The organism is Shimazuella sp. NTD248 (assembly GCF_059510395.1).
Genome location: NZ_JCAJZT010000009.1, coordinates 1 through 16,703, shown reverse-complemented (window position 1 = coordinate 16,703; position 16,703 = coordinate 1). Strand labels below are relative to the sequence as shown.

Here is a 16,703-nt window from a genome sequence, read left to right as displayed (position 1 = left end):
ATGCTATAATTTTTACGAAAGCTTAACACAAGAGAAAGGCTACCCGTATGAGTGTACGTAAGCTTGTACTTGTAGCGAATCCCAGTGGTGAAGTGAACCACAAGGATGTGGCTGAGGAGACTGAAGAAGAAACTCCTGAGGAACTCCGGGAAAAGTTCATCAAGATCCGTGGACGATACGAGGAAGTATGTGGGGAAAGTACTCGCTTGTGCGATCGCATCGGTGATGGTCTTGCCCCTCAAAAAGAGATGGATGAGCTAAAAGCCGGAAAGTTCTCGGATAGAGAGCAGGCTTACGAGGACTTCATGAAGATGATGGACGAGAAGCCGTACGAAATACAAGTTGCTGTGTTTGGTTGGTGAAATCGTAGTGTTAAATGATACACCAGCCAAAGCACCCCCCTGTCCAAGTCGACGAGGGGGGTGCTGTGCTTTGTGTGTATATTTTTCCCTCTCCCTTGTCGACAATGGAAGTAACATGAGACAAGGAGCCGTTACATGGGGAGACTTATTCAGTTTGAGACATTGCGTGCTACATATGAAGAACAACTTCGCGATCGAGCGTTAAACTACTTTCCATGGGATGAGATGGATAATATAAAAAAAACACAGGTGTTTCCAATCGTCCGTTATTGGTCACGTGTAAAGCAAAATATTGTGCTGGAGGCAATCTACCGATTGGTATATGATGCCTATGTTTGGGGGATGCGGTCTGCAAAAACAGTTCGTGCTATTCGTCTGCGCGAATTTGCTGACGAATCTTGGGAACGTATTTATGCAAAATACTTTACAAAAGAAGGATATGAGTTGGTCAAGTCTTGTATGGCTCAGTTTGCTGTTGAGCATTGGCTGGATGAACGGGCACTGATGGACATATATCTATTAGGAGAAGGGCTTGTCATACATTGGTTTTGCCAAGGTGTAGAAGAAGAGTGCAAACGATGTCGACATTGATAGTGTGATAAGCCTGTCTTTATATGCATACACATAGGAAATAATAGTGAATCTGGGCGGTGAAGATATTGTGGGAGAAGCTTCATGAATCGTTGCGAGAGCAAAAATTTTTGTGGCTGGCGATCTCGTTTCTGTTTGGATTTCTTACCATTCCTATGTGGATTCATCTCGATTTGCAGCAATCTTGGTATACATGGACGATGCCTTTATCAAGTAAAGTAATCGTGATCGATGCGGGTCACGGTGGGATCGATGGCGGTGCAACTAGTGCGGAAGGATTAGCAGAAAAAGAGATTACCCTAAAAATTTCCTCTTATTTACGTGACTTTCTTCAGCAGAGTGGTGCATATGTCATCATGACACGAGAAACAGATACAGATTTAGCAGGAGAAGGAAATGGAAAGAGTAGATGGAAAGCAAGAGACCTTTCCCAGCGCTTGAATTTAGTAAAACAAGAAAATGCTGATGTGTTTGTAAGTATTCATGGGAATGCCTTTCCTGGGAAGTCACATGGAGCACAGACATTTTACAATCCTACTCGTGAAGCAAATAAGAAGTTAGCTACATTTATACAAAATGAGCTCGTTCATAATCTAGAAAATACAGACCGGATTGCAAAAGCGAAAAACGATGTATTTTTATTAAAATATTCCCCTGTTCCAACAGCTTTGGTAGAAGTCGGTTTTCTCAGCGATGCCGAAGAAGCTAGATTGTTGGGTGACGAAAAGTATCAACGAAAAATAGCTGCTTCGATCTACTATGGCATTTTAGCCTACCACTCGGATATAATGAAAAACGAATAATATACACGAGGGCCCATTTTATTTTTTGGGTGGAGTTAAAACGAGGTGTCCACTTCCATGATAACGGCAGAGCAAGTATTAGAGGCTTTAAAAGGGGTAAAAGACCCGGAAATTGATCGAAGCCTCGTCGAGTTAAATATGATTCGCAATATCCAAATTGAGGGTACTACCGTTTCCCTCGATGTAATCTTAACCATCCAAGGATGTCCCTTGAAGGTGAAGATCGGGGAAGATGTAGAAGATGCGATTAAAGCTTTGGGAGCTGAAAAAGTTCATGTGACATTTGGTTCGATGACAGATGAGGAACGAGCAGCTCTTTCGCAAAAGCTACGTACTCCTCAGCAGCAAACAGGTGCTTCAGACCTGCTGTCCCCAACTTCTAAAACCAAGTTTATTGCAGTTGCAAGCGGAAAAGGTGGAGTAGGAAAATCAACGGTCACCGTAAATCTCGCAGTATCTTTGGCTCGACTTGGCAAAAAAGTCGGGATCATCGATGCAGATATTTATGGATTTAGTGTTCCTGATATGATGGGCATTGAACAAAGGCCAGTTGTCATTGATGAGACCATCTTACCTGTAGAGCGTTTTGGAGTGAAAGTGATGTCGATGGGCTTTTTTGTTGATGACAATGCACCAGTAGTTTGGCGTGGGCCGATTCTCGGTAAAATGCTGCGCAACTTTTTCCATGAAGTTCATTGGGGAGAGCTCGATTATTTGCTGCTCGATCTGCCTCCGGGAACAGGAGATGTTGCGTTAGATGTTCATCAAATCATCCCTCAGAGCAAAGAAATCATTGTGACCACTCCACATGCAACGGCTGCATTTGTTGCTGCGCGAGCAGGTGCAATGGCACTACATACAACTAAGCACGAATTGCTCGGGGTAGTGGAAAATATGTCTTGGTATGAGACGCGAGATGGAGAGCAAGATTATGTGTTTGGACGCGGTGGCGGGCAAAAGCTGGCAGAAGAGCTTCATGTCGAACTGCTGGCACAAATTCCACTCCGTGCTCCAGATACGCTTGATCCTAACGATCCATTGTTCTCTCCATCGATTTATGATGCTGAGCATCCCACTGGAGAAATATATCGCCGACTAGCCGAAAAAGTTATTGCCAAAGTGTAAACAAAAAGCGGAACCGATCAATCTCGGTTCTTCTTTTTGTTTGTTGGAGCAAAAGCACTTTGTCCTTGATCTCCTTCGCTTTCACCTTCACCTTCTTCACCGCCATCTTCTTTTTTATCGCCTTCTTTTTTCTGGCCACCCTCTTTTTGTTGTTCTTGTGAGAGTTTCATCAGTTTATCTTTGATTGTGGGGATTTGAAGCGATTCGGCGATAACTTTCATTACTTCTTTCCGGTATTCGCTGCTCTTGGTCAATTGGAGCAGCTGTTTTTCAAATTCGGGGTCTTTTATGATATCCATCATCGATTTTTGGTATTCAGGGTCTTTCATCAAAGCTTTCAACATCTGTTGCTGTTGTTTTTCTGTCGCCTTAGAAAAGCTTTCTGCTACCTCTGGTTTTGCCATCATCGTTTCTAATTTTTTTTGCATTTTCGGATCAGCAAATGATTTTTGCATCATCGATTCTATCTTCTGATCATCCATCAACATCTGTTGCTTAATTTCGGGTGTACTCAATACATCTTGAAAAACTTTTTCTCCTTCTTTGGAATGGAGAATATCGAGCATCATTTGTTTCATTTGCGGATATTGAATTTCTTGTTGGGATTGCTGTGATTTCTGGCTGCAAGCTGTAAGTCCAATCACGAACAACAAGAGCCAAGCTATATATTTTCGATACATGATAATTCCTCCGACAACACTGTTTACTGCTTAATATGAGATGAAAAAGCTTTGCTTATGCGGAGATATGGGTAATTTCCAATAGTTTCTTCTTGAGAAATAAAAAAGACCAAAGCGTGTCATTAGCTTTGGTCTTTGATCTATGGGTATCTCATTATATGCTCGGGGCGGCGGGGACAGGTGTGTTGCATCCTGTCTCCGCCACCGGACGGAATCTACTGGGAAGAAGAGATTACGGGTGCCTCGTTTCTCCGATCCACACTGGCTTGCTCGGGGTTTGCGTACCGTATGGACCTGTGCCGTTTACTCCATACGGAGTCGAGGGCTGAGCGGGTTGCCCGCCGAACGCCTGGTTGTCCTGTTGTACGGGAGCCTGACGCGGAGCGGAGTAACCGCCAGCGACCGGAGCACCCTGTTGTACGGGGGCCTGCTGCGGAGCGGGGTAACCGCCAGCGACCGGGGCATCCTGTTGTACGGGAGCCTGCTGCGGAGCGGGGTAACCGCCAGCGACCGGAGCACCCTGTTGTACGGAAGCCTGCCGCGGAGCGGGGTAACCGCCAGCGACCGGAGCATCCTGTTGTACGGGAGCCTGACGCGGAGCGGAGTAACCGTCAGCGACCGGAGCACCCTGTTGTACGGAAGCCTGACGCGAAGCGGGGTGACCGCCAGCGACCGGGGTACCCTGTTGTACGGAAGCCTGCTGGTACCACTGCCCGACAAGACCACGCTGAACCTGCTGCCCGCCGGGACCTCGATGGAACTGCTGCCTGCCGAGAACCTGCGGGACCTGCTGAATGCCGGGGGCTTGCTGGAACTGCTGCTCACCGGGACCTCGATGGAACTGCTGTCCGCCGAGCCCCTGTGTGAATTGCTGTCGACCGAGCTTCTGCGGGCGCTGTCCAGTGGGAACTTCTGCACACTCCTGTTCGAGAAGCAGCTTCTCCTGGTGTTCGATCTTCTGTTGCCTCTGACTCTCACTCAGCAGGCCCATGGAGAGCCAGTCCAAGTAGTGGAAGGCGTCCTTGAACTTCTCGTTGAAGAAGGTGAGGAACTCGTTGATGTCCTTGGGGTCTTTTGTCTTTTCTGATTTTTCCGCTTCTACGCGGGCATTGTGGACTTCACGAGCGAACATGTGCTGAGCAGTCCACACTCGCTGTTCTGTCGAGCCTTCCTTGGCTCCCTTCTCCAAGTGCCTCAGCACCGAGTCGGCGATCTGGTTCGCCTCCATGGGAGTCAGCCCGTTGATGAGCTTCCGAATGTTTTCGACGTTCAGTGCCTTCTTGTTCTCCTTGAACTTCCCTCCGAGCCAGAAGAAGAGTGCGTTGATGGCCAGGAATACCAGCCAGATAATGGCCGTAAACCTGTTGATTTCGAGATGCACCGTGATCCCTTCCGGGGTAGATTTCGCTTACCCTCATTCTACCAAGAAGTTTTTTCCAAGAAAATTCCCTTTTTCCTCTAAAGTGAAATTTTTTTTTGAAATGGGGTGATAAGTGAAAGGGAGGGTTATATATGCTACAATCTTAGACGAAGCAAGGGAGTGCTCATACATATGACATTAAAAAAATTGTTCTTTTGGATTGGCTCTACCCTGATTGTCGGAGCAGTGCTGTCCATTGTATTGGCTTATGGAATCCGTGCAGCTACCGGAACGAATCTGGGGGAGTTTACCCAAATTTTATTGACAGGATTAACATTTGCGGCAGTTGCCGAACTTGGATTTTTCTCTTATTTGGTCTTTAATTGGTTAGCAAAAGGCTTTTTGCGCAATCCAAAGCTTTTTTCGTCGATTCAAATTTTTTTAATCCTCATCCTGCTGTTTAATTTGATTTATTTAAATACAAGTAAATTTGCAGGATCATCTCTGATCGCTCATCTGGTTGTACCACTTGTGATTTTGCTTATTTCCCTTGCAGTTGCTTGGTGGAAGTCAGCAAAAAGTGTTGCAGGGGCATTTGTCCCAACGCTGTTTTTTATGGTAGCGGCAACAACGTTGGAAGCGATCCCTTCGATCAATTCGAAAGCGGGTGAAGTTCCCTTGCCATTTGTCGTTTTTACGGTAATGATTTTACTCGTTTGTAACAGCTATCAGATTTTACAGCTCTCTTGGCTGGTCACTCGTTCACAAAAAAATAACTAAACTGTTAGAAAGAGGTCTGATTCATAGCGGCCTCTTTTTTTATTTTGCTTATATAATCTGAGATGTAGCCGACAAAACCTCCGAAGAGGGGAATTATATGACGAGAAGAAACACATTGCTGATTGGAAGCATGCCTTTTTTAGATGAGAGGGATGCAATGACCAAAGCAATTCAAATTCTAGGTGACTCGCTTATTTCCTTGCCGGATGGGGAGATTGGAGAGAAATCAAAAGAATATCCAAACGGAAATCGGTCTGCTGGGATTAATTCCGTTATTGATAGTTGTCTGAAAGATAAAGAACACTGGGACACACTAAAAGAGGCAGAACGCGGTTCTAATGGATTTCCCTTATCATATCAATCAGCCGTGAAATTACAGCCTAAACATTCGGCAGCAGATATAGACCAGTATTTAAATCTTGGATATTTGGATTACTTTAAGAAAAGTTATCCGATATTCCAGCAGTTGCGGACAGAGAAAGGTTTGCCTGGATTAAAGTTTCAAGTGGGCATCCCAACAGGTCTTGCGCTTAGCTTGATTATGTTGCGACCACTTCAAGCATTTCGTTATCAAGAGTCATTTAATCGACGGTTGGCATATGAAGTAAATGAAATGATCCGTATCGCAGATGGTGATGTCATCATTCAGATTGAAGCGCCTGCTGAAATAGCGCTGGCACAGCAACTTCCGAAAATGATGAATGGGATCGCTGTGAACAGTTTACTTTCACTCATTGAAAAACTTGATACAGCAGCAACTATTGGTCTGCATTTTTGTTGGGGAGACCTAAATAATAAAGCGCTGACCCATGCGAAAACATTAGATAAAATGGTTCACTTTACAAATAAATTAATCGAAAAATGGCCGGAGACCTATCAGCTTGAGTATGTTCATTTTCCATTAGCAGAAGGAGATGCTCCTCCTTCCTTAGAATTGGAGTATTACAAGCCTTTGAAGTATGTCCATCTGCCAGAGAATATAAAATTTGTCGCTGGTTTTATCCATGAAAAGCGAAATTTTGAAGAGTCAAAGATGATTTTAAAACATATTGAATCGGTTCGCAGTCATACCGTCGATATCGCATGTTCATGTGGATTAGGCCGAAGAAATCCGGAAGTAGCGATGTATTTGTTAAAGTTAACTGGGCAATTGCTCGAAGTAGACGGTTTTGGAATGTAAAAAGAGATGCTGACTTTGCAGTTAGCATCTCTTTTGGATGGAAAGTTTAGTTTACTGATTTTTGCTTTACATCTGATCCTGCTAATAACTCGGATATCGTCACAAACTCATAGCCTTTTGCTCGAAGTTGGTCGATGATTTGAGGAAGGGCGTCTTTTGTTTGACGGCAGGAGTCACTAGCGTGGAGCAAAATAATATCTCCTGGGTGTGCTTTGGTAACAACACGCTTTGTAATTTGGTCGACACCAGGGTTCATCCAATCGCGTGAATCAGTATCCCATTGAATCGATTTATAGCCCATCTCATCTGCAATTTTTAGTACTCGTTTGTCAAAATCGCCGTTTGGATATCGTATGAGATTGAGCTGTTTGAGACCTGTTACCTTTTTTAAAATGCTATCTGACTTCGTTATCTGATTACGAATCTCTGCATCCGATAATGTGCTATAGTTTTCGTGTTTATGACCATGACTGCCGATTTCCCACTTAGCGTCTACGATTCGTTTTACAATATCAGGATGACCTTCTGACCAAGGAGAGGAGAGGAAGAAGGTAGCTTTTTTTATCCCTTTTTGCTCAAGTACATCAAGAATGGGACCGGTCCGCTCTTCCCCCCAACTGATATCAAAGGTGAGTGCTACCACTTTTTTATCGGTTTTTACACTATAAATCGCAGAAGGTCCATTATCGTCTAATGGGAGAAATACATCAACATTTTGTCGTTCGGCATAGACGATTCCCGCTGCAAAAACCATTCCAAGTGCAAGTAAGCCGACTTTCTTTAGCTGTTTGGCTGATAGTATCCAGAAAAAGTTCATTTTAAAATTGACCTCCATCCGTTTGTCCTACTTTCATCGTATGGGCGGTCAGGACAACTTATGTCTGATTTCTTGAAATGTTCTTGTTTGAATCTGTTAACTGGAAAACATTATTCATATATAAAACAAACACCCCCATTTCGTTGGTAGGTGTTTGTTTATCCTGCTTTTATTTTTAAACAAAGGAATGCTACAGAAGTTCCTCAATTTTATCTGCCATTTTTTCCGGTTCCGTATTTGGTGCAAAGCGTTTTGCGACTTTACCATCCTGATCGACGAGAAATTTTGTAAAGTTCCATTTGATCGCTCCACCGAGGATTCCAGAAGCTTCTTTGGTGAGTTGTTTGAATAGAGGATGGGCATTTGATCCATTGACATCGATCTTGGCAAACACAGGGAAGGAAACTCCATAATTCACTTGGCAGAAGTCTTGAATTTCTTCGTTCGTTCCAGGTTCTTGTCCGAGAAACTGGTTACAAGGGAAACCGAGGATCTCTAATCCTTGATCTTTGTATTTTTCATATAGTTCTTGTAAACCTTTGTACTGAGGTGTAAATCCGCATTTGCTCGCAACGTTAACGATTAGTAGTACCTTTCCGCGGTAGTCGGCAAGGGATTTCTCTTCCCCAATGGAAGTAGTAACGTTGATATCATATATGCTCATGGTATGTAATCTCCTTTTTGTAAGAGTAACTAACTATAGTTTAGCAGAGTAGGAGAGGGAAGCAAATTAACGAAATAGTATTTTTTTTTGAATATTGTATGGTATAATTCAAAGTAGAGGCAGGACAGCTGCCACTGAGAGAAGGGAAACACCCATGGGTTCTCCGCATGGTGAACCGGTCGACCAGACCGAAGACGAGAGCTCCGAGGGGAGCGAGACCACAACGGACTGACGGCCGGGACCACCGGCGGACTTCTCGTCTGAAGTGACGGCAAGTCCTCTTGGGTCCTAGTCCACCTAGGAACGCTGGCTCGGTATCTCTTTTGGGATGCCGAGCCAGTCACACATATAAGCAGAACACAAACTGATCCATAGGGGCTCTTGGGTCAGTTTTTTAATATATAAAATACTTGCTAACTGAAAATTATTCTTGCCAGTTAGGCAATAGATACTATAATAAATATAAGCAATGAACATTGCTTGTTGTTAGTGAAGGGTAACACACATGACAACTCCATCAACTGACGACCCCACCACTCTCGAAAGCAGTGGAGTCGACGCCAGTTCCGGTCAGGAAGCTGGACAGGGAGAGAACTGGGGCAGGTACAGGCCGACCGGGCGTAAGCCTGTGAGGACGGACGCAGAAGATCAGCGTCTGGACTCCGAAGAAGGTCCCTGGCACGACTAGTCCTTCTCTCTGCGTGGCATAGTCGGAACACTGGCTCGGCATCTCTACAGAGACGCCGAGCCAGACGCATGTAATCGGTTTGAATCAACAATAAAGCCTACTTCCTATTGAAGAAGTAGGCTTGTCTTATTTTAATATGAACTCGTTTGACCTGTAAAATGCCACCAGTGTACTGCAAGCTGGTAGTAGTAATTGTAATAAGCTTTTGCATAAGAAGTTACACCATAGTCATATACCATTTTGGTATAACAAGAGGTTCCACCAGTTGGCACTGAACATGTATACTCTCTGCCATCACTATTTCGGTGGATAGTTGCTTTATTTGTATTTATACTATCAGTGTTTTTCCAATTCGAATTAATCGTCAATCGTGCCCATGCGGTATGACAGCTGAAACTATAGCGGATTTCAATCACCCCGCCAGGATACGTAGTAGCTTCGTTTGCACAAGATGTTGCTGTTGGAGATACACCGTCATAACTACTAGCAGCATGAGAGGTTGGGACTACGAAAAAAAAGCTCAATAAGAGAACGCTGATGATACTAAACGCACGAAACTTACCTAGCAGAGCCATCCACCTTTTCGTAGTAGGATAGTACAATCTTATATGGAATATAACACAAATGATTTCTATAATATATAAAATTCTATTTGTTAAAAAATTACAGTAAAATGATGCAGATAGTACTCTGTTAATTTGATGGAGCTAATGTTCTCCACATGCTATAATAGCGATCAGGAGTGATGCACGATGGGCACGAAAGGAACAAAAGTGGTAGCTCGGAATAAAAAAGCAACACATGACTACCATATAGAAGAGACATATGAAGCAGGGATTGTCCTCACTGGAACCGAGATCAAATCGATCCGAAAGGGAAAAGTAAACCTGCAAGATGCTTATGCGAGGGTGACTAAAGGGGAACTTTATGTCGTTGGCATGCATATCAGTCCATTTGAACAAGGAAATCGATACAATGTCGATCCTACTCGCACCCGAAAGCTGCTGATGCATAAAAAAGAGATCAACAAATTGATCGGACAGATCAAGGTAAAAGGACTTACGTTGATTCCACTCGATCTTCATCTGCGGGATGGGTTTGCAAAGCTGCAATTGGCTCTTGGCAAAGGGAAAAAATTGTATGATAAACGTGCATCTGCGGCAAAACGGGATGCCGATCGCATGATCGAACGGAAGTTAAAAGAACAAAATCGCTGACCCTATACAAAGAAGAGTAAACGTGTTATAATCATAAGTCGTTATTGCTCTTTTGATATGGGGGCGTTTTTGGGATTCGACGGGGATGATTGTCCCACGAGGAGCGAGCCGAGGGGCTGCGTATCTCGCTAAATACGCGGAAGCCAATAATAACTGGCAAAAACGAAAATCTTGCTCTAGCTGCCTAATAGTGTAGCTAGGATCCACTTCTCCATCGCCTATGTGGAGCTGCTGGGTCTCAAACTTTAGTAGGCTAGCTGATCGATAGGCCACGATCGATTTAGCGAAATGTAGTGGCTGGTCTGATAAGTCGCCTGTCGCTGGGCAGCTTGTCAGATGAGACTCTAATACAGCGACTGCGCTCGGAGTGCCTCGTGGGGTGATGTCTTCGGACAGCGGTTCGACTCCGCTCGCCTCCACCATATATATAATAAAAAACCGTAACCTTTTGTGGGTTACGGTTTTTTATTATATATATGAGTTTGATAGGTATTTTTCGTAAGAACATGGGGAGTATTGTCCTAAAATCAAGCGCCCCCGCTGGACATCAGTCCGGCGGGGGTGCTTGTCAGCTCAGAACTATCATCTTTTCGCGGATGGCGGCAGTCAGCCTGAGCAGGGCTTTCTCAACTGAATCTCCTTCGATGGTGAAGATCGATGTGATCACGCCCATGTTGAGATCGCGCACCTCGAAAGAGGCGTCGAGGAACGAATCGGGGTAGTTCTTACTCCCATCCTGCTGTTCCTTCATCTTCACGAACAGATCTCGCCACTTGCGGGCATTTTCTTTGTAGGGACGCTTCATCGAATCGTCCCAGATCTGTTGCTTGAGGAAGATGTCCAAGAGCCTCCCGAGCGTAACATCATCTATGATTCCCTTCAGGTTGAAGGTTTCGGCGATCGCCACACCATGGAAGTCGGAGTAGAGATCGTGTGGTGCCTTCGAATCGAGGCTGTGGACTAGATTCCAACCCTTCTCATCGATGACACGGGTTCCAACAATCTCATTTTGGATGACCACACGCTTGGCTTCTGCTTGGCCTTCGAGCGATATGACAGTCAATTCCTGGCGAGCAGTGGCTCGTGCACCGCGGCTGATGACATTTGCCTCGATGCGAACACCCTCAGCCTGGCCGTCGATCCTCCTACAGCGGAGCAGGCCGTGGCGGGCGTCAACTCGCGCTTGCTCGCCGATGATCGACGTGTGGATTGAGGCAGCTATTGCCCCTCCATAGATGCCATCGGCCACTTTGAGGTGACCAGAGGCGTTCACGTGCCCGCCTTCACGGATGACACCGATGTCGGCTGTCTTCTTCGAGATTGCAGCGCCCATGACCTCCTTGATCTCGAGGTGCTCGTTTGCATTGGCATGACCGTTCTCCCCTAGGCAATGGAGCCAGATCTTGTCTCCCATTACCTTACCATGGGCAGTTCCACCAATTACTCGGGGAGCACAGACGGAGCTCTTCTCATCACTGTTGGTGAACCTTACTTCCTTGTCGCCCTGAACGCGACCCAGAACATGTTCGACGGTGAACTGATCACCCTTGAACACGGTGTTGTCCGGACAGCGAGGCAGAATTGCTCCTGTCTCGACCCTCTCTTGAGTCTCACTGTTGGAGGGGGATTTGAACTCAGGGAGGTGTTGATTGCTCATGTCTGCTCCTTAGAGCTTGAGTGTTGTTTGCTGCTGATAGTTTCTTGAAATACCAGTTTCCATCGAACCGACGGAAAAGGCAACTCTATTTCTATTAGACCAAAAGTTTAAAATCTAAGCAATAGATTAGTTACAGGCAATGAATTTTGTCATTACAATAAGAATCTGTTGAATTATTCGTCAAAATATTAATCCAACAACCATTTTTATAGGGATTATCTGAATTAAATTTTAAAACATTAAAAAGTATAACTTTTCCATTTGTTTGCCGATCTGATGGAGAAACTCCATTTTTTCACCGTATGATTTTTGTTATGATAGATTTACCACATACATAGTTTAGTTGATGGATTATAGAAAAGTAGGTGAAAACACAGATGGACCCAATAAGAGAAAGAGTGATTCGTCTTTTCCAATATCTGAAAGAGACGAAAAGTCTGCAAGAGAAAATTGTCCGAACCGTCGAGGAACACGAAACTGTTTGGTGGCAGTCTGATCTGATGGGTATGAGCGGAGTAGATATTTATGATATTTATAGCAATGATGAAGTTTGGATGAGTGTTGAACGACCACATCTGAGCGAAGCTCCAACACCGCCATCAAAATTGATCGGTTGGATCAGCGACTGGAAACAACCAGATAAAAAGCCAAAACCAATTGCGAGCAAAGGAAAAAAGGAGTTCCAAAAAGATGCAGAGCGCGTAGAACTTCTAGAGAATTGGCTAAACGATGAATGGAAACCTTGGGCTGGGGAAGTTGCCGCCAAGTATAAAGTGAAACGTGTTTATGATGAGTTGTTTTCCTTATATAATCGTCTGCAAGCAGAGGGTGACAGCGTAGAAATCGTTTGGGGACATGGTTTGCTCAATTGGGAAATTGGTGATGTACGTATTTCCCGTCACTTGATCGTCACCCCCTTAGAACTGCATTTTTACCCAGAAAAAGGGGAGTTTCGACTTACTTCCACTTCAAAAGGAAGTTATATGGAGACGGATATGCTCACATCTACTTCCTTTACGCATACCAATCAAATTCATGAGTTGGTACAAGAGCAGGGTGGATTATACTCCCCGCGACAAGAAGATGAGATATCTCCTGTTCTCCAACGAGTAGTACATGTGATCAGCCCGGATGGCCGTTATGCTTCAGAGATGGAGCCTGTAAACAAGGCGACAGAACGGCCATTTGTCACCTATAGCCCGGCTGTTTTTATTCGTCGAAAAGGGGCATTAGCTTGGGATCAGGAGCTTCGTGATGTCCTCGATCGTTTACAGGAAGGATACCCTATTTCCCGCGTGCTGTCTCGCTTAGTTTGGCTGGAAGACGAAGATGTATTTACATTTGAAAGAGAACAGGAAGAAGATCATATTTTAAGTGAGCATTTACTCTTCCCTCTTCCTGCTAACCAACAACAAAAAGATATCGTGGAGAAACTCAATCACGAAGATGGTGTCGTTGTTCAAGGTCCGCCTGGGACTGGAAAAAGCCATACGATCGCTAATTTAATCTGTCATTTACTCGCTCAAGGGAAACGTGTATTGGTGACAAGTGAAAAAGAGCGTGTTTTAGATGTATTGCGTGGCAAAATTCCACAAGAGATTCGATCTTTATGTGTGAGTTTGCTCGGCGGGGATGCGAAAAGTGTAAAAGAGTTAGAAACCTCGATACGTTCCATCTCCGAACAATTATCTACGAAACAATTGACTGATCTGGAGCGGAGCATCAACGAATTTAACCAAGAGTTAAGAAATGTACGGGGTAAGATCGATGATATTGAAGAACAAATGAGCAGGATCGCGATGATGGACAGCCGAACAAAAGAAATCGACGGCGAAAAATGGACACCGCTTTCAGCTGCCAAATGGTTACATCAAAATCGTGAACATAACTGGCTGCCAGATTCGATTTCGCCAGATGTTGCCCTGCCGATGAGTGGACAAGAAGTACAGGATTTGGTGGAAGGTCTGTCTCATTTTAAAGCGGAAGATCGTATTTCTTTAACAAGTGTACGTCCTGAACTTACACAGCTGCCAAACCCTGTTAACTTTGCTGCATTGATGCAAGAATTGCAGGTTGTAGAACAAAGTGTGGAGCAAAATCGAGTGTTCTACCAAGAATGGAATATTTCTGGCTCCGTTGCCCACTTGTTGCCGCCAGCTACACGCGTTGTAGAAGAAGCGATCCTAGAGTTGCAAGAGATTTACCGTGATGCTTGGCAGATGAATGTTTTGCAGCAAACAAAAGAAGAGCACGATTGGCCGGAGTTGATCGAAGAATTCCGCGATCGATTAAGTTGGATCAGTGCCTACGATAAAGCTTTACTAGAGTTTGATGTGGAATTACCGATTGGGAAGTCAACAGCAACCATCAAGCAAGATGTGGCATATGTATTGGAAAGAATGAAACAGATGAAGCGCACAGGCCGTGTATTCCGTCGTATTACTGGGCGCCAATACTCGTATCTGTTTAAAGAATGTACTATCAATGGCAAAGTAGCCAAAGAACGAGAAGATTTTGAGATTATCCAAGACTATATTGAGCGTAACGATCTGCGAAATCGCGTTGTTCTAAAGTGGAATCGATTGATGGAAGATATCAATGGCCCAATGGTGGAAGCAACTACGCCAAGATTGGTACATTTATTGACAGAGTGCTTGGAGCAGATTGAATATTTGTTAGCATGGCCTTTGCGTGTAGAACAGCAACTAAGTCCGATTGTAGAAAAACTAGGAGTACCACAAGCGGATTATGTTCGCATTGAATGGTATGAAGACTTTATACACGCCTTGCAAGCTCTGCAAGACTATTTCCAGTGGGAAAAACTAAACCAAAATTTCAAGCAGCTGCATCATATATTAGTAACAGGAAGAGATTCCGAGTATGCTCACTCCTATTGGAGTGATTTGCTTAAAGCATTGCAAGAAGCAGATATGAATCGTTGGGAACAAATCTATAATGATCTTGAGCGTTTGGAAAGTTTGCAAACTGTCTATAGTCGTTTCCAAGAGAAATATGAACAACTTCGTAAGTTTGCACCACAACTTGTTTCCAAATTGGAACAAGAAGAAAATTTTCCTTATGCTAACTTTGCTGAAGCTTGGAAATGGAGTCAACTCAAGTATTCGCTGAGTCAATTTGCACCGACGAATGACTTGGATTCATTAGAAAAAGAGCTGCATAAGCATCAAGATAGAGAAGCTTTTATCATTCGTCAGTTAGTTGCGGACGCGACTTGGAAAGAACGGTTGGAAAAGACAACAGAAAGAGAAAAACGCAGTTTGATTTCGTGGTTACAGTTGATCAAGCGGATTGGTACGAGTTCTGATAAACAATTGGATCTTTATCGCAAACAGGCCAACGAGGAACTCAATGTATGTCGTGGCGCTATTCCCGTTTGGATCATGCCAATCCAACGTGTTATCGAAAATATTAAACTAGATGATGATCGTTTTGATGTTGTCATTGTCGATGAGAGCAGTCAGAGCAATCTGTATGCACTAAGTGCGCTGCTCCGTGGGAAGAAAGCAGTTATTGTGGGAGACGATGGTCAGATTGTCCCGGATATGGTGAAGTTTGATAGTGATTTGAATATGGAATTGATTAAACGTTACCTTTATGATATTCCACAGTCTGGTCATCTCGATATTTCTACCAGCTTATATGACACAGCAAACCGGATCATTCACAACAAAGTGATTTTAAAAGAACATTTTAGAAGTGTTCCAGATATTATCCAATTTAGCAATCAATTAAGTTATGACAATGAAATGATTCCATTGCGACTGCCTAGCTTTCAAGATAACCTCTCCCCATCGATAGTGACTGTTCCGGTTCAAGTAGATAATCCTAAAGAAAATGCGAAGGGATTAAACGAACCAGAAGCAATTACTGTTGCAGAGCAGATTTTAAAATGCTGCAATGATGAGCGATATGCCAATAAAACATTTGGTGTTATCTCATTGGCTGGGGGAGAACAAGCGAAACTGATAGAAGATCGCCTTCGTATGGAGCTAGGAGAGCTGGAAATGATGCGCCGTCATGTCATTTGTGGTGATCCTTATCGATTCCAAGGTGATGAGCGAGATATTATTTTCTTATCACTCGGTGTACTTCCCGGTGAAAAGCCGAAAGCTTTAACTTCGGATGCGGATCGACGTCAGTTTACTGTTGCTACGAGTCGGGCAAGAGATCAGATCTTCTTATTCCATTCTGTAGAGTTGACAGGTCTATCACCTGATGACATTCGTTTCTCCCTGCTGAAATATTGCCAGAGCATCTCTTCTGGTCAAAATACGGAAGCAATCGAAGAGGACAAGCTATTTGCTTCTCAACTGGAACAAGATGTCTATCAGTACATCGTGGACAAAGGTTATAACGCTAGTGTCAAAGTCCAGATAGGGATTGGAAAGAGTTTAGATATCGTGATCGAAGGACAGAAAACGAGACTCGCTATCGAGTGTGATGGAGATAAGGCTCTCACGATGGAACAATGGAAACAAGAATTTGAACGTCAATCATTATTGGAACGAGTGGGCTGGCACTTTCATCGAATTCGTGGCAGTTACTTCTATCAAGATCCAGAAACCGCTATGCAGGCTGTTTGGGAGAAATGCAAAAAACTACAGATTTTCCCAAAGCAATCTTCCGATAGTCGAGAGTTAGAAAAAGTATAAGACACTATTAAGGTGTAATCCATTTAGGATTGCATCTTTCTTTTTAAACAAGGAAACGGAAAGAATACCTATTACAGTAGTGGAATATAGATTTTAATATAAAAAG

The 16,703-nt window shown here is 44.0% G+C and carries 16 protein-coding genes and 1 other RNA gene; 11 read left to right on the top strand and 6 right to left on the bottom strand.

What is annotated here, in order from left to right; all coding sequences use genetic code 11:
* Positions 1-47 precede the first annotated feature (47 nt).
* From AC5WOE_RS17085 to AC5WOE_RS17070, 4 genes are all read left to right on the top strand, one after another.
* The gene (locus AC5WOE_RS17085) at positions 48-362 is read left to right on the top strand and encodes a hypothetical protein (protein WP_496051258.1); all 315 of its coding nucleotides are present in this window, start codon (positions 48-50) and stop codon (positions 360-362) included.
* A gap of 135 nt (positions 363-497) precedes the next feature.
* Positions 498-953, top strand: a complete 456-nt coding sequence (locus AC5WOE_RS17080; protein WP_496051259.1) for a hypothetical protein — start codon at positions 498-500, stop codon at positions 951-953.
* A 59-nt stretch (positions 954-1,012) separates the two neighbouring features.
* A complete protein-coding gene (gene cwlD / locus AC5WOE_RS17075) occupies positions 1,013-1,756 on the top strand; it encodes an N-acetylmuramoyl-L-alanine amidase CwlD (RefSeq protein ID WP_496051260.1) in 744 nt (247 codons plus the stop codon).
* A 57-nt stretch (positions 1,757-1,813) separates the two neighbouring features.
* Positions 1,814-2,881 (top strand): P-loop NTPase, encoded by a 1,068-nt coding sequence (locus AC5WOE_RS17070; RefSeq protein ID WP_496051261.1) that lies wholly within the window; start codon positions 1,814-1,816, stop codon positions 2,879-2,881.
* Positions 2,882-2,898: 17 nt separating this feature from the next.
* Here AC5WOE_RS17070 and gerD read toward each other — a convergent pair whose 3' ends face one another.
* Positions 2,899-3,561 (bottom strand): spore germination lipoprotein GerD, encoded by a 663-nt coding sequence (gene gerD / locus AC5WOE_RS17065; protein WP_496051262.1) that lies wholly within the window; start codon positions 3,559-3,561, stop codon positions 2,899-2,901.
* A gap of 116 nt (positions 3,562-3,677) precedes the next feature.
* On the opposite strand from gerD, the gene AC5WOE_RS17060 reads away from it, so the two are divergent.
* Positions 3,678-3,890 carry a hypothetical protein gene (locus AC5WOE_RS17060; RefSeq protein ID WP_496051263.1) on the top strand — a complete coding sequence of 71 codons (213 nt, stop codon included), beginning with the start codon at positions 3,678-3,680 and terminating at the stop codon, positions 3,888-3,890.
* A 5-nt stretch (positions 3,891-3,895) separates the two neighbouring features.
* A complete protein-coding gene (locus AC5WOE_RS17055; protein ID WP_496053138.1) occupies positions 3,896-4,648 on the top strand; it encodes a hypothetical protein in 753 nt (250 codons plus the stop codon).
* Positions 4,649-4,679: 31 nt separating this feature from the next.
* On the opposite strand, the gene AC5WOE_RS17050 is transcribed toward AC5WOE_RS17055, so the two are convergent.
* Positions 4,680-4,979 carry a hypothetical protein gene (locus AC5WOE_RS17050; protein WP_496051265.1) on the bottom strand — a complete coding sequence of 100 codons (300 nt, stop codon included), beginning with the start codon at positions 4,977-4,979 and terminating at the stop codon, positions 4,680-4,682.
* Positions 4,980-5,113: 134 nt separating this feature from the next.
* On the opposite strand from AC5WOE_RS17050, the gene AC5WOE_RS17045 reads away from it, so the two are divergent.
* On the top strand, positions 5,114-5,701 hold the full coding sequence (locus tag AC5WOE_RS17045; protein ID WP_496051266.1) for a KinB-signaling pathway activation protein: 588 nt from the start codon (positions 5,114-5,116) through the stop codon (positions 5,699-5,701).
* A gap of 97 nt (positions 5,702-5,798) precedes the next feature.
* Positions 5,799-6,881, top strand: coding sequence for a hypothetical protein (locus tag AC5WOE_RS17040; RefSeq protein WP_496051267.1), 1,083 nt, complete (start codon positions 5,799-5,801; stop codon positions 6,879-6,881).
* A 46-nt stretch (positions 6,882-6,927) separates the two neighbouring features.
* Here the strand turns inward: AC5WOE_RS17040 and pdaB are convergent, their stop codons facing one another.
* The 3 genes from pdaB to AC5WOE_RS17025 form a co-directional block, all read right to left on the bottom strand.
* Positions 6,928-7,698 (bottom strand): polysaccharide deacetylase family sporulation protein PdaB, encoded by a 771-nt coding sequence (gene pdaB / locus AC5WOE_RS17035; protein ID WP_496051268.1) that lies wholly within the window; start codon positions 7,696-7,698, stop codon positions 6,928-6,930.
* Positions 7,699-7,888: 190 nt separating this feature from the next.
* A complete protein-coding gene (locus tag AC5WOE_RS17030) occupies positions 7,889-8,362 on the bottom strand; it encodes a glutathione peroxidase (protein ID WP_496053137.1) in 474 nt (157 codons plus the stop codon).
* A gap of 819 nt (positions 8,363-9,181) precedes the next feature.
* A complete protein-coding gene (locus AC5WOE_RS17025) occupies positions 9,182-9,625 on the bottom strand; it encodes a DUF2690 domain-containing protein (RefSeq protein WP_496053136.1) in 444 nt (147 codons plus the stop codon).
* 177 nt (positions 9,626-9,802) lie between these two features.
* Between AC5WOE_RS17025 and smpB the strand changes: the two genes are divergently transcribed.
* Positions 9,803-10,267, top strand: a complete 465-nt coding sequence (smpB, locus tag AC5WOE_RS17020; protein WP_496051271.1) for an SsrA-binding protein SmpB — start codon at positions 9,803-9,805, stop codon at positions 10,265-10,267.
* A gap of 59 nt (positions 10,268-10,326) precedes the next feature.
* Positions 10,327-10,689: a transfer-messenger RNA gene (gene ssrA, locus AC5WOE_RS17015) on the top strand.
* A 146-nt stretch (positions 10,690-10,835) separates the two neighbouring features.
* Here the strand turns inward: ssrA and AC5WOE_RS17010 are convergent.
* Positions 10,836-11,924 carry a hypothetical protein gene (locus tag AC5WOE_RS17010; RefSeq protein ID WP_496053135.1) on the bottom strand — a complete coding sequence of 363 codons (1,089 nt, stop codon included), beginning with the start codon at positions 11,922-11,924 and terminating at the stop codon, positions 10,836-10,838.
* A 377-nt stretch (positions 11,925-12,301) separates the two neighbouring features.
* On the opposite strand from AC5WOE_RS17010, the gene AC5WOE_RS17005 reads away from it, so the two are divergent.
* A complete protein-coding gene (locus tag AC5WOE_RS17005; RefSeq protein ID WP_496053134.1) occupies positions 12,302-16,597 on the top strand; it encodes a PDDEXK-like endonuclease domain-containing protein in 4,296 nt (1,431 codons plus the stop codon).
* Positions 16,598-16,703 lie beyond the last annotated feature (106 nt).

Bases quoted from the DNA above. Each gene is read 5' to 3' on its own strand.
- AC5WOE_RS17085 (WP_496051258.1), top strand. From the start codon at position 48: ATGAGTGTACGTAAGCTTGTACTTGTAGCGAATCCCAGTGGTGAAGTG.
- AC5WOE_RS17080 (WP_496051259.1), top strand. From the start codon at position 498: ATGGGGAGACTTATTCAGTTTGAGACATTGCGTGCTACATATGAAGAA.
- AC5WOE_RS17070 (WP_496051261.1), top strand. From the start codon at position 1,814: ATGATAACGGCAGAGCAAGTATTAGAGGCTTTAAAAGGGGTAAAAGAC.
- gerD (WP_496051262.1), bottom strand. From the start codon at position 3,561: ATGTATCGAAAATATATAGCTTGGCTCTTGTTGTTCGTGATTGGACTT.
- AC5WOE_RS17050 (WP_496051265.1), bottom strand. From the start codon at position 4,979: ATGAGGGTAAGCGAAATCTACCCCGGAAGGGATCACGGTGCATCTCGA.
- AC5WOE_RS17045 (WP_496051266.1), top strand. From the start codon at position 5,114: ATGACATTAAAAAAATTGTTCTTTTGGATTGGCTCTACCCTGATTGTC.
- AC5WOE_RS17040 (WP_496051267.1), top strand. From the start codon at position 5,799: ATGACGAGAAGAAACACATTGCTGATTGGAAGCATGCCTTTTTTAGAT.
- pdaB (WP_496051268.1), bottom strand. From the start codon at position 7,698: ATGAACTTTTTCTGGATACTATCAGCCAAACAGCTAAAGAAAGTCGGC.
- AC5WOE_RS17030 (WP_496053137.1), bottom strand. From the start codon at position 8,362: ATGAGCATATATGATATCAACGTTACTACTTCCATTGGGGAAGAGAAA.
- AC5WOE_RS17025 (WP_496053136.1), bottom strand. From the start codon at position 9,625: ATGGCTCTGCTAGGTAAGTTTCGTGCGTTTAGTATCATCAGCGTTCTC.
- smpB (WP_496051271.1), top strand. From the start codon at position 9,803: ATGGGCACGAAAGGAACAAAAGTGGTAGCTCGGAATAAAAAAGCAACA.
- AC5WOE_RS17010 (WP_496053135.1), bottom strand. From the start codon at position 11,924: ATGAGCAATCAACACCTCCCTGAGTTCAAATCCCCCTCCAACAGTGAG.
- AC5WOE_RS17005 (WP_496053134.1), top strand. From the start codon at position 12,302: ATGGACCCAATAAGAGAAAGAGTGATTCGTCTTTTCCAATATCTGAAA.